This is a genomic window from Vibrio tarriae, assembly GCF_002216685.1.
GTDB classification, from domain to species: domain Bacteria; phylum Pseudomonadota; class Gammaproteobacteria; order Enterobacterales; family Vibrionaceae; genus Vibrio; species Vibrio tarriae.
In genome coordinates, this window is record NZ_CP022352.1 from 76906 (window position 1) to 89389 (window position 12484).

Consider the following 12484-nt stretch of genomic DNA (forward strand, 5'->3'; position numbering starts at 1 on the left):
ACTGGAAACGCCACGTGATGACAGTCCCTCTTAAGGCGTTTGTTAAGTTCACCGTTTTACAAACCTTCGGCGGCTGATTAACACAATAAAAATCCCACCAAGAACAAGTATGCATGCAATAACTAATCGTATATCGATTGATTCAGAAACAAATAAAACACCACCAATAGCCGCTATAACAGGAACGGATAACTGAACCACTGCAGCTTCAATCTCTGTTAAACCACTTAGTGCGATATACCAAATCGTATAGCCTAACGCTGAAGCAAACGCCCCCGAAGCAACGGCCAATATCGCTCCATAAAATGAAATATCCATTAATGGAAAAGTAATTACAATCAAAGCCATTATTAAAGGAACTGTGTACTTAAAGTTAGAGGCAGTATCTCTCATCGGATCAATTGAACCACGACCAACCGATGTGTACATTCCCCAGGCAATACCAGATAGTCCCATTAGAATAAATCCAGAGAGACTAGGAGCAGTTAGCGTTGGATATACTAAGTAAGCAAGACCCGAAAAAGAAATGCAAACCCCTAGCCACTCTGATATATGCAATATTTTCCCCTTAAAGACACTGCTAGTTATCATTGTTAGCTGGACGGCACCAAATAGAACTAGCGCCCCTGTCCCTGTATCCAAGGAGGTGTAAGCATATGAAAATGTAATTGCATAAACAAATAGCATTAATGCAGATTTCCAGTTACCAGATCTTTTTTCTGAAGTATTTGTTGATTGCTTAGCTTTAAAACTCAATAAAACTAGAAACATTAAAACGCCAGATAAAAGACGAATCGCAGTAAAACTTGGTGCATCAATGACATCATCTTTCAACGCAATTCGGCACAATACAGAATTTGCAGCAAACGCAATTAATGCTATGACGGTATAGCATATCGTCTGGATATTTTTATTTACTGTTTTCATCAAATAAATGCCTATTGGGACTTAACGCCCGCCTAATAGACTGGAAACGCCACGCGTTGACAGCCCATAATGAGGTGTCTGTTAGCTTCATAACCTATTGTTTAACAATGATTTTTAAACGACTTTTGTTGAAGGGCATTTTACGCAAAGGCATCAAGCAAACACACATCCAACACCAAAAGCTGTGGAGTTATGAAAGCTGAATGCTAAGAGCTAAATTTTCACGACAAATGAGCTTAGATTCTGATGACTTTTGTTTCAAGAAGCTAACACATGTTTAAAGGCTGCAGAGTACCACAAAACTCATTTACAGTAGCCATATAACCATCGCAGCTCAAAAAGGGAGAAAATGTACTCGCTAGCAACCCTTTTTGAGCTATTTGTATGCTGATGCCTAAGATGCGCTCTACATCTGAATTGGGGTGACATCCTCAATGTCTTCAGCCTTTACTCTGTCGAGAGGAATTAGAATTGGCTTACGCAATGAAACGAAGTCAATTTTGCTTACATCAATTGAGCGAACCCGTCTATTATGCTGTGTGTGGTAATACAAGGTTTTGTTCTTCGTATCATAAATCGTGGTCCAGATAGTAGAGCTTCGCATGATGTCCTTCGTTTCTTTTGCTTCCTTCTCACCCTCACCGGCGCCTTCAGCGGCTCCAAGTGGCAAGTTGAAATTATCTAATATACGGAACAATTCGTAGACCGTCTCAGACCCAGTTGCTGTAGACCGAGCAGTCTGAGAAAAAGCGACAGCACGAACGAATCGCGAAGGAGGCGTATTATCTCCGGGCAATCCGATCATACCGCTTCCGGCACCTAGTGGAGAAAAATCCATATTTTCAATTCTCTTGGTCGGCAAGGATACATGCGATAAGTTGAGATAATTCCGCAGGTTGGTCATATGCCAATCATAGTTTGGAGCATTGGTTATAACACCAAGAGGGGCTTCAAAGATCGTAAGTTCACCCTTTATATATTCGATCACAACAGCTTTTCCACTAGGCTCTGTGATGATGTAATGTGCGGGCGGAGCAAAACCAAGAGATGGTGAGATTACTGGCGTTACATACACTTTGGTGAGTGCAAGTTTAGCTTCATCTATCGTTTCAGAAGTAGAAAGTAAATAAGGTATTACATCTCCGGGACCTATACTTACATTCGACTTGGCTGGATCATATTGCTGATACTGGGTAAACCCTGGAAGATAGAACCCATTGACAGTGAGTCCCTTCTCATTCATACCATCAAGAATCAGTCCCTCCCCCATAGCTGGAGCATCCAAGCCTATAAAGCCATGTTGAGCTTTCCAGTTTAAGCCGGGCTTACTGTCAGGAGTCTGACCGGAGAATTGGTGTCCACGGGGAACAATTACAACTCTGGATTGAAGATCGAAGGAACCCCATTCCATGGTGCGACCAAAAACTACCGCTCCATCTTGTGACTTTAGGGTAACTCCAGTGCAAGCATCGGCAACCGATGTTATAGAAAAAGTAGCAATTACAGACAGCAACGCTACGAGTGGTCTCGTCAACATTTGAATTTCCTTTGGTTTTGGTTAAGGCACATGACAATGATAGTAGGCTAACTCCCGCCTAAGGGATTAATACATTACACAGAATTTAATCACAACACCACAGACAGAGAATGCCATATTTGCAACACCTTCTCAGGTATTTTCTAGCTTCGTAAGCATCATTTGACAATGATTTTTATATACTTTTTTTGAAAATGATTTTATTAAAAAGTGCCAGATAAACATACGCCCAACACCAGAAGTTGTGAAGTGAACGACTAATGCCAGACGCACAGAAGGTAAATTGTAAAACTTGAACGCTAAAAACTGATTTTTAAGCTGGATTCATATACTAAGTGCAACACTAAAAAATAAAACGGTGAGCCGTCATAATCCCTATTTTTCCTCCCGCCAAGAAGTGAAAAAGAATGACTTATAAACAGCTCACCGAGGGTGAGAGATATACAATCGCGGCCTATAAAAAGCAAGGTCTCAGCTATACCCATATCGCCAAACTCACCGGAGGACATAAGAGTACGATTTCTCGCGAAATTGCTCGCAACCGTTGTGCTTACGATGGAGCCTACCAGGCTTTTAAAGCCGACCAACGCACTCGGACAAGACGAAGTAAATCTAGGCGCAATCAGCGCATTACTCAGCAGCAATATAACCAAGTCGTGCACTTTATTAAAAAAGACTGGAGCCCTGCTCAAGTGGTCGGAAGAATGAAACGATATAAACAACCCACCATTAGCCATGAGTCCATTTACCAGTACATCTGGCGAGATAAAGCCAATGGAGGCACGCTTTGGAAGCATCTAAGGCAATCAACCAAACAGCGGCGAAAGCGTTATGCAGCCTACGATAGTCGAGGCTCGCCAATAAACGACATATCTCGGAACGACCCAAAAGTGTCGAAACACGTAAAACGCGTGGACACTGGGAAATTGATACGGTTATGGGGAAAGGCTCTAAACACTGTATCGTGACACTCGTTGAGCGCATGACCGGCTACACCCTGATTGGGCAAATGGACGACCGAACAACCGCATCACTTAACCGGCGAACCATTCAGCTTATGAGTCGATTTGATGGTCTGTTTACCACCATTACCGCCGATAATGGCACTGAGTTTAACCAATATGAGCTTATCGAAGCCGCCACCGATACTCGATTTTATTTTGCTAACCCACACCACTTTCATGTCAATATGTTTCGGCTCTGAACTCTAGCTAAGCTATTGATTAATATCTCTTGTTTTTCGCTATTTGTTATTTGTTGCACTACTCCAACGACATATCTCGTCAAGAGTCCTGCCACAACCTATGCAGATGTCTTTGTCATCTAAACAACAATGACGAACACAAGGACTTTTATATGAACAAGTTTCAATTGGTTCAGCTCTTTTAACTTTTTGATTTTCAGACATAGTGCACCTCACGTCTGAATTATAAGCGCAGAGCTGTGAAAATTTTTCAGAAAAACACATAACGCCCGCCTAAGGGGCTGACAACGCATTACCACAAAACTCAAACACAACAGCCATAACCACCGCGGCTCAATGGGACTGGAAACGCCGCGCGTTGACAGTCCCTCTTGAGGCGTTTGTTATGCCTGTGCCAATGTTTTCAATGAACTAGGGACAATAAGCTTGTGAACTGGAGCAACAAAAAACATGTACACCTTACCAAACAAGTTATGTACGTGTACTACTGTGGTTGCATGTACTGTGATTTTGTCGCCAACTCGATCCAGCAGAAATGACACTCTTACATCAAGATGCTTGTCACTGTCCTCTAAGACAATTTCTGGTGTACCCCACAAAAAGTAGACAGCACATAACTACCTACTTTCGTACTCAACTGGGCTGACATACCCCAACGCTGAGTGTCTTCTTCTGCGATTGTAAAATACCTCGATGTATTCGAAGATGCCCATCCGAGCTTCTTCAACAGTTTGATAGTCTTCTGCGTATATCAGTTCGACTTTCAGTCGACTGTAGAACGACTCCATCACCGCATTATCCCAACAGTTGCCCTGTCGACTCATGCTCGGTACACCTCCATGCTTGCGCATGAAGTCTTGATATTTATAGGCCCTGTATTGTACACCTCGGTCCGAGTGAATAATGACTCCCTTAGGCGGCTTACGTGACTCGAACGCCATTTTTAGAGCATTGGTGATGAGCTCGACTGTCATCGTTGTTTCTAGCGACCAACCCACAATGCGTCTTGAATGCAAGTCCATCACTGTCGCCAAGAAGAGCCAACGACTCTTCACCCAGATATACGTAATGTCCGTGACCCACTTCTGATTGGGTGTCTCTGATTCAAAGTCTCTTCGCAGTAAATTGTCGGCAACATTCGTCATAGCCGCTACATCCTTGCTGTATTTAAACCCTTTACCATTACGTGCCATGATACCTTTTTCCTTCATGATATCAGCCACATAGTTCACGCAGCAGGCATAGCCTGCTTCGTTTAGCTCTTCGGCTATGCGCACTGAACCGTAACGCGCCCGATATTGGGCAAAGGTACACATCACTAGCTGTTCAAAGCGCTCTCGCCGCTTTGAACGCTCACTCGGCGTATGATGACACCATTTATAGTAACCGCCTCGACTCACTTCTAAGGTGCGGCACATTAAGCTAATCGAGTACTCGCCGGTGTAGCTTTCAATGAACTCGTACTTCACTCTTGCTGCTTCGCGAAGTACGCCGAGACCTTTTTTAGGAATTCCATTTCATCTTTGAGCCGCTTGTTCTCGCGCCTTAGCGCTCGAAGCTCTTCGGACTCTTTCTTCGAATAATCGACACCATCTAAGGTGTTAAACTGTTTATCAGATAGGCGTGTGAACTGGCGCTTCCAGTTCCGGATCTGCTGGGCACTGATACCCAGCTCTTTAGCAACAGAGACGGCAGTTCGGCCGGGAAGGCTGGCCAGCCGAACTGCTTCTTTGCGAAACTCTTCGGTGTACGCTGGATTACGATGTTTAGCCATAAATCACCTCTCAATTAGACCCTAGATCTAACTTAGTAAAGTGTCTACTAAACGTGGGGTACTCGGGCCAATTATGAACAAGGAAGTTCAGATGAAAGTGATTGAAGCGAGTGTTTCAAATTTAGATGACATTGCGATCTTATTTGATGCCTATCGTCAGTTTTATGAGCAAGAAAGTGATATTCAAGGCGCTAGAAATTTTATCGAGATGCACATGAAAAATGGTGACTCAGTGATTTTTCTAGCCTTATCAGAAGGTAATGAGCCTCTAGGTTTTGCGCAGCTATATCCTTCCTTTTCCTCAGTTGCGATGAAAAGGATGTGGTATTTAAACGATCTGTATGTGTCTGAGAATGCACGTAAAAAAGGTGTCAGCAGAGCTTTACTACAGAAAGTTGCTTCTTTTGCCAAAGACACAGACGCGATAACAGTCAAACTGGCGACAGCGGTATCCAATGAAAAAGCTAAATCGCTTTATGAGTCTGAAGGTTATGTGAAAGTCACAGCCTTTGAACATTACACTCAACGGGTAAAATTGGCATAACAAACGCCTCAAGAGGGACTGTCAACGCGCGGCGTTTCCAGTCCCATTGAGCCGCGGTGGTTCCGGCTGTTGTGTTTGAGTTTAGTGGTAATGCGTTGCCAGCCCCTTAGGCGGGCGTTATGCTTATGCACCATGAGGAGTATCGTAGTATGATGCACGTTACAAATATTCGAATATTAATAAAAAGGTGAGAGTTGAATAATCCCGCTGAAAAAATGTTGTTAGTTGCATTACAACTAAGAGATCATAGATATAGTCAAACTAAAATTCGTAATATTTGGCAAGAGGTTCTGGATGTGAAGGATGGTTCAACATCTGATCTCTATCGTGAAATCGCAGCTATATTTGATTTGCCAGAATTTATTCGAGAGGCACTTAATGCTATTGATTACCCAGTAGAAACACTCGAGCCACCATTGAAAAAGCTAGATCATTTGTTCGATAACTTAGAGTTCAATAGTTCGGGAAGTATATTCATACAGCAAATAAGTGATGATGTCATAAGGTCTTTAGAACAAGCTAAGTGGATCATTGATCACCCAAATTTCAGTAAATTTAGCGCAAGCGAATTGACAACTTTGAACGAGCTTTGTGATGAATTGAAGACCTTATTTGAAAGTATTTCAGATATCGAAAACTTAGACGTTGAACTGAAAGAGTTCTTAGATATATACATTGCTCAATTAATATCTGGGATTGAAGAATATTTAACGACTAATAATGTTCAGAGTTTAAAAATTGCTGCTACATCTGCCTTTTCTGTATTAGGTTTAGAGCGTTCAATTCTTGATGCAGCACAAACAACCCAGGAAGGTGTGATTTTTCGAACAGTGTTATTCAAAATACTCGATTTTATCGGGTACGGTAATGACATTAAGCAACTTGCTGATAACCTTCAACTTTTGACGGGCTAGTGCAAAATAAGCATAACAAACGCCTCAAGAGGGACTGTCAACGCGTGGCGTTTCCAGTCCCATTGAGTCGAAGTGGTTACGGTTGTTGTGTTTGAGTTTAGTGGTAGTGCGTTGTCAGCCCCTTAGGCGGGCGTTATGCGACCCGAGTACCCCACGTTTAGTAGACACTTTACTAAGTTAGATCTAGGGTCTAATTGAGAGGTGATTTATGGCTAAACATCGTAATCCAGCGTACACCGAAGAGTTTCGCAAAGAAGCAGTTCGGCTGGCCAGCCTTCCCGGCCGAACTGCCGTCTCTGTTGCTAAAGAGCTGGGTATCAGTGCCCAGCAGATCCGGAACTGGAAGCGCCAGTTCACACGCCTATCTGATAAACAGTTTAACACCTTAGATGGTGTCGATTATTCGAAGAAAGAGTCCGAAGAGCTTCGAGCGCTAAGGCGCGAGAACAAGCGGCTCAAAGATGAAATGGAATTCCTAAAAAAGGTCTCGGCGTACTTCGCGAAGCAGCAAGAGTGAAGTACGAGTTCATTGAAAGCTACACCGGCGAGTACTCGATTAGCTTAATGTGCCGCACCTTAGAAGTGAGTCGAGGCGGTTACTATAAATGGTGTCATCATACGCCGAGTGAGCGTTCAAAGCGGCGAGAGCGCTTTGAACAGCTAGTGATGTGTACCTTTGCCCAATATCGGGCGCGTTACGGTTCAGTGCGCATAGCCGAAGAGCTAAACGAAGCAGGCTATGCCTGCTGCGTGAACTATGTGGCTGATATCATGAAGGAAAAAGGTATCATGGCACGTAATGGTAAAGGGTTTAAATACAGCAAGGATGTAGCGGCTATGACGAATGTTGCCGACAATTTACTGCGAAGAGACTTTGAATCAGAGACACCCAATCAGAAGTGGGTCACGGACATTACGTATATCTGGGTGAAGAGTCGTTGGCTCTTCTTGGCGACAGTGATGGACTTGCATTCAAGACGCATTGTGGGTTGGTCGCTAGAAACAACGATGACAGTCGAGCTCATCACCAATGCTCTAAAAATGGCGTTCGAGTCACGTAAGCCGCCTAAGGGAGTCATTATTCACTCGGACCGAGGTGTACAATACAGGGCCTATAAATATCAAGACTTCATGCGCAAGCATGGAGGTGTACCGAGCATGAGTCGACAGGGCAACTGTTGGGATAATGCGGTGATGGAGTCGTTCTACAGTCGACTGAAAGTCGAACTGATATACGCAGAAGACTATCAAACTGTTGAAGAAGCTCGGATGGGCATCTTCGAATACATCGAGGTATTTTACAATCGCAGAAGAAGACACTCAGCGTTGGGGTATGTCAGCCCAGTTGAGTACGAAAGTAGGTAGTTATGTGCTGTCTACTTTTTGTGGGGTACACCAGATCCCATTTGTTTCCATAAAGATCTTGGAACACAACCACTATCCCATACTCTTCTACTCGTGGTTCTTCATTAAAAACAACACCATTGGTCTTCATCAACTCATAATCTCGCCAGAAGTTATTCGTTTGTAGAAACAGAAAAACACGACCTCCAGTCTGATTACCTACAAATTGAGCTTGCTCTTCGGTACTTGCTTGAGCAAGAAGTAGGTTCGTTCCATTCGAGTTTGGCGGCGAAACTTGAACCCAACGTTTACCACCACCCAAATCGGTATCTTCAACCAAACTGAACTGAAGCTTTTTTGTATAGAACTCAATGGCATCATCGTAGTTTTCTACGACAAGTGCGATATTGCCGATTTGCTGTTGAACGACTTTAGACATGCTGATTTCTCAAGATTTCAAAAGCTGAATTCTACACTACTTCGAGATTTTTCGAGAAAGCACATAACGCCCGCCTAAGGGGCTGGCAACGCATGCCACTAAACTCAAACACAACAACGGCAACCACCGCGGCTCATTGGGACTGGAAACGCCGCGCGTTGACAGTCCCTCTTGAGGCGTTTGTTATGTGAATTACCTACCGAAGCCTGTTGTTTTTGTTAAAGCGCCTAACTTTGGCTCGCATATTCTTCATTGGTGATGACGTGTTGAACTGGATCATTCGACCAAATGTCCATTGTTCATACCACGTCGTTTCATACAATTCTTCATTGCTTAAACTTGTGACTAACAAGATAAGCTTGTTTATTGTTGAGTCTAACTCCTGAAGTAAGTCCTCGTATTGCCAATCACGGTACTGATCGTGAAAACTGACTGCCAACAATCCAAGCTGATTCCATTTATAACCCGTGTCAGGAAAATCGACTGGCAAACCTTGAGACTTCAAACTGTGCCATTTCAAAACCAAGTTTCCCCAACCAACAAGATAAGCGACTGTGTCACAAACGCTAATTTGTGTTCCTTTTACGTTACCCTCAATTTCACACTGACGTGCCATTGATGCTGGAACGCTCCGATAGTCGTCCATAAGTTTCGGGAATATAGAATTTATCGCTGTGAGCAACTCATCTTTTGATTCTGGAACTGAAGACATTATTTTCTCCATTCACATAACGCCCGCCTAAGGGGCTGACAACGCATTACCACTAAACTCAAACACAACAACTGCAACCACCGCGGCTCATTGGGACTGGAAACGCCGCGCGTTGACAGTCCCTCTTGAGGCGTTTGTTAGTTTCGTAGCCCATTGTTTAGCAATAAGTTTTTAAACACATTTGCTAGAAAGTGATTTTACGCAAATGCATCAAACAAACACACGTCCAACGCCAAAAGCTGTGAAGTTGGCTGCCAAAACTCAAAACGGTCAAGGTTAAGTTGGCCACTTACCGAATCAACGACAAAGAAAGCACGCTCACAGCAATGATGCCGCTTTTGTGAAACCAAACTTGCAGTGTGGAACATCCAACAACGTTGAAGCATCGAGGCTTGTTAGTTTTCAGCAACTTTGAAACTGCTGAACTTCCAACACTTTCTACCGAATCAGCATCAGACTTAAACCCAAAAGCCAAATTGTGCAGCTTGAACGATAAAGGCTGAATTTTCAGAATCTTGCGCGTGAATTTTTGATAATTTTTCCTGATAGAAACTAACGCCCGCCTAAGGGGCTGACAACGCATTACCACCAAATTCAAACACAACAACTGCAACCACCACGGCTCAATGGGACTGGAAACGCTACGCGTTGACAGTCCCTCTTGAGGCGTTTGTTAGCTTCGTAGCCCATTGTTTACCAATGACTTTTTAAACACATTTGCTTGAAATGCATTTTACGCAAAAGCATCACTCAAACACACGTCAAACGCCAAAAGCTGTGAAGTGAGCTGCCAAAACTTGCAGTGATCAAGGTTAAGTTGGCCACTTACTGCATTTCCGACAAAGAACGCGCGATTTCAGCGACGATGCTGCTTTTTGTGAAACCAAGCTGCCAGTGTTGAACATCCAACAACATTGAAGCATCGAGACTTGATGGTTTTCAGCGACTTTGAAACTGCTGAGCATTCAACACTTTCTACCAAGTCAGAATCCGACAAACTCGGAAGCCAACTTGTGCAATTTGAACGCTAAAAGCTTATTTTTCAGAACGATTGAGTTTGGATTTTGATGATTCCAGCCTTTAAGAAGCTAACGCCCGCCTAAGGGGCTGACAACGCATTACCACTGAACTCAAACATAACAGCCATAACCACCGCGGCTCAATGGGACTGGAAACGCCACGCGTTGACAGTCCCTCTTGAGGCGTTTGTTATGTGCGCACTAAATTAGAGCTTGGAACTTAGAATAGCCCGACCTATAGGACTACTAACGAGATTTTCTGGTTGTTGTTTAGCAAGGTTGCTCTTAATGATGCTCTGCTGTTTATCACTAATATCTGTACGACTAGCAACCATTCTTCGAGCGCCATCCAACATACGATGAAGAACATAATCGTTCAATTCAATTGAACAAGGCTTGAGAACACCACTTTGATGATTAATACGTGAACTACGCCAACCTTTTTGAGTTTTTGTATAAACTGGGCAAAGAACCAAAAACTTGAGGAACTTAATGTATACGAATATTACAATATCACTTGCTACCACATCGTATTCAATTGCTCTAGTTGTATATAAATTAAACTCTGACTCTTTAATCCCATTAATATAGCCTGAGCTTGAATGAGCTGTATCCAATAGAATCATATGCTGACGCTGTTCATTTGGGTGAGGAATTTCACCCAAGAGATAACGAGACAAATTATTAAGAGCTTTGGGTACATATGAAATCAAACTATTTTCAATATAACTTAATCTATTTTCTACGTATGAAAGCTTCAAGCAGCGAAACGATAGTGAAGCTAAGAACTTTGATAAGTCTGAGTCATATGAAAATTCAGATTTCTCACCCTTCTCATAAGGGTAGAAAATATTGTTTGCAAACGAAGTTTCCCAACGACTAAATAAGTCTTCACATTCACCGCAAAGAAACGGCACTTTCTCACCATCTTGAACTATACGATTCGGGTTCACAACTGAGCGGATGTTACCAGTCGGTGAGCTCTTTTTTTGATAACGGAACAGGAACTTGGGCAAAATATGGCTAAGTTCTAGCTCTGCTTCACAACTACATAATGAACACTTACTCATAATTCAGCCTCAAAGCACATAACGCCCGCCTAAGGGGCTGGCAACGCATTATCACTAAACTCAAACACAACAACCATAACCACCGCGGCTCATTAGGACTGGAAACGCTACGCGTTGACAGTCCCTTTGAGGCGTTTGTTAGCTTCGTAGCCTATTGTTTACCAATGACCTTTTTAACACTTTTAGTTGAAAAGCATTTTACGAAAATGCATCGGACAAGCACATGTCCAACGCCAAAAGCTGTGAAGTTGGCAACCAAAATTTAAAATGATCAAGGTTGAGTTGACCACGGTTAAGAGTCCGCGACAAAGAAAGCCAGATCACAGCGATGATGCAGCCTTTTGTGAAACCAGGCTTTGAGTGTTGAACATCCAACAACGTTGAAGCATCGAGGCTTGCTAGTTTTCAGCGACTTTGAAATCACGGAACTTTCAACACTTTCTACCAAATATTCATCAGGCTAAAACACAGAACCAAATCGGGCAACTTGAACGCTAAAAGCTGCATGTTCAGCGCAACTAAGGTTAGATATTGATAATTTTCCGCTTCAAGAAGCTAACGCCCGCCTAAGGGGCTGACAACGCATAACACAAAACTCAAACACAACAACTGCAACCACCGCGGCTCATTGGGACTGGAAACACCACGCGTTGACAGTCCCTTTGAGGCGTTTGTTATGTGTTTGAACTCTAAGCTAAAGTTAGCCTCACCCAAACATGCTACGCGATATTTTATGACCCACTGCAAAGCAAACCACAGCAACACCTATGAAAACTAGGATTGAGAGTAAATATCCAACCGTCGCTGATACGCCAAAGCCCCAAACAAACGAAAATACTAAACCTTGATATGCTTCGTATGGCCATTCAATTACTGGAAAGTGTGAACCGTCCATAACAGTAAAGATTAAAGCTGCCAATCCTAATAGTGATGCCACAATCCCAAATATGCTTGATCTATTCATGCTGAAAACTAAGTTGGAAACAAGTCTGCCAATTCT

At 43.1% G+C, this 12484-nt stretch carries 14 protein-coding genes and 5 pseudogenes; 5 read left to right on the top strand and 14 right to left on the bottom strand.

The window, feature by feature from the left end:
- Positions 1–48: 48 nt before the first annotated feature.
- Together CEQ48_RS00400 and CEQ48_RS00405 are read right to left on the bottom strand one after the other, a co-directional pair.
- The gene (locus tag CEQ48_RS00400) at positions 49–927 is read right to left on the bottom strand and encodes a DMT family transporter (RefSeq protein WP_089069859.1); all 879 of its coding nucleotides are present in this window, start codon (positions 925–927) and stop codon (positions 49–51) included.
- Between the two features lie 406 nt (positions 928–1333).
- Positions 1334–2464: a linear amide C-N hydrolase gene (locus CEQ48_RS00405; RefSeq protein WP_089069860.1), complete on the bottom strand. Its 1131-nt coding sequence runs from the start codon at positions 2462–2464 to the stop codon at positions 1334–1336.
- 407 nt (positions 2465–2871) lie between these two features.
- On the opposite strand from CEQ48_RS00405, the pseudogene CEQ48_RS00410 reads away from it, so the two are divergent.
- Positions 2872–3641, top strand: a pseudogene (locus CEQ48_RS00410) (IS30 family transposase); the annotation flags it as partial.
- Between the two features lie 2 nt (positions 3642–3643).
- On the opposite strand, the pseudogene CEQ48_RS20495 reads toward CEQ48_RS00410, so the two are convergent.
- The 4 genes and pseudogenes from CEQ48_RS20495 to CEQ48_RS00435 form a co-directional block, all read right to left on the bottom strand.
- Positions 3644–3932, bottom strand: a pseudogene (locus CEQ48_RS20495) (DUF1289 domain-containing protein).
- 119 nt (positions 3933–4051) lie between these two features.
- Positions 4052–4252, bottom strand: a pseudogene (locus CEQ48_RS00425) (DUF2867 domain-containing protein); the annotation flags it as partial.
- A gap of 33 nt (positions 4253–4285) precedes the next feature.
- Positions 4286–5137, bottom strand: coding sequence for an IS3 family transposase (locus CEQ48_RS00430; protein WP_089069862.1), 852 nt, complete (start codon positions 5135–5137; stop codon positions 4286–4288).
- Positions 5134–5442, bottom strand: a complete 309-nt coding sequence (locus CEQ48_RS00435; RefSeq protein ID WP_004413754.1) for a transposase — start codon at positions 5440–5442, stop codon at positions 5134–5136. Before CEQ48_RS00435 ends, CEQ48_RS00430 begins: the two co-directional genes overlap by 4 nt.
- Positions 5443–5533: 91 nt before the next feature.
- On the opposite strand from CEQ48_RS00435, the gene CEQ48_RS00440 reads away from it, so the two are divergent.
- The 4 genes from CEQ48_RS00440 to CEQ48_RS00455 all read left to right on the top strand — a co-directional run bounded on the left by CEQ48_RS00440 (position 5534) and on the right by CEQ48_RS00455 (position 8265).
- Positions 5534–5986 (top strand): GNAT family N-acetyltransferase, encoded by a 453-nt coding sequence (locus CEQ48_RS00440; protein ID WP_089069863.1) that lies wholly within the window; start codon positions 5534–5536, stop codon positions 5984–5986.
- A 194-nt stretch (positions 5987–6180) separates the two neighbouring features.
- Positions 6181–6900 (top strand): hypothetical protein, encoded by a 720-nt coding sequence (locus tag CEQ48_RS00445; RefSeq protein WP_134818271.1) that lies wholly within the window; start codon positions 6181–6183, stop codon positions 6898–6900.
- A 208-nt stretch (positions 6901–7108) separates the two neighbouring features.
- Complete coding sequence (locus CEQ48_RS00450; protein WP_004413754.1) at positions 7109–7417, top strand: transposase; 309 nt, start codon at positions 7109–7111, stop codon at positions 7415–7417.
- Positions 7414–8265, top strand: coding sequence for an IS3 family transposase (locus CEQ48_RS00455; protein WP_089069862.1), 852 nt, complete (start codon positions 7414–7416; stop codon positions 8263–8265). Before CEQ48_RS00450 ends, CEQ48_RS00455 begins: the two co-directional genes overlap by 4 nt.
- Here CEQ48_RS00455 and CEQ48_RS00460 read toward each other — a convergent pair.
- The 8 genes and pseudogenes from CEQ48_RS00460 to CEQ48_RS20160 form a co-directional block, all read right to left on the bottom strand.
- The gene (locus CEQ48_RS00460) at positions 8237–8683 is read right to left on the bottom strand and encodes a VOC family protein (RefSeq protein WP_089069865.1); all 447 of its coding nucleotides are present in this window, start codon (positions 8681–8683) and stop codon (positions 8237–8239) included. The two genes, CEQ48_RS00455 and CEQ48_RS00460, sit on opposite strands and share 29 nt — an antisense overlap.
- Positions 8684–8879: 196 nt before the next feature.
- Positions 8880–9395: a ClbS/DfsB family four-helix bundle protein gene (locus tag CEQ48_RS00465; RefSeq protein ID WP_089069866.1), complete on the bottom strand. Its 516-nt coding sequence runs from the start codon at positions 9393–9395 to the stop codon at positions 8880–8882.
- A 197-nt stretch (positions 9396–9592) separates the two neighbouring features.
- A complete protein-coding gene (locus tag CEQ48_RS00470) occupies positions 9593–9745 on the bottom strand; it encodes a DUF645 family protein (RefSeq protein ID WP_162813140.1) in 153 nt (50 codons plus the stop codon).
- Between the two features lie 383 nt (positions 9746–10128).
- Positions 10129–10282: pseudogene (locus CEQ48_RS20005) on the bottom strand (DUF645 family protein).
- Positions 10266–10310 (bottom strand): annotated as a pseudogene (locus CEQ48_RS20440) (DUF645 family protein); the annotation flags it as partial. The pseudogenes CEQ48_RS20005 and CEQ48_RS20440, both read right to left, overlap by 17 nt.
- Positions 10311–10620: 310 nt before the next feature.
- Positions 10621–11484, bottom strand: coding sequence for a hypothetical protein (locus tag CEQ48_RS00490; protein ID WP_000030909.1), 864 nt, complete (start codon positions 11482–11484; stop codon positions 10621–10623).
- A gap of 198 nt (positions 11485–11682) precedes the next feature.
- Positions 11683–11862: a DUF645 family protein gene (locus CEQ48_RS00495; RefSeq protein WP_089069867.1), complete on the bottom strand. Its 180-nt coding sequence runs from the start codon at positions 11860–11862 to the stop codon at positions 11683–11685.
- 328 nt (positions 11863–12190) lie between these two features.
- The gene (locus CEQ48_RS20160) at positions 12191–12448 is read right to left on the bottom strand and encodes a hypothetical protein (RefSeq protein WP_001894441.1); all 258 of its coding nucleotides are present in this window, start codon (positions 12446–12448) and stop codon (positions 12191–12193) included.
- Positions 12449–12484 lie beyond the last annotated feature (36 nt).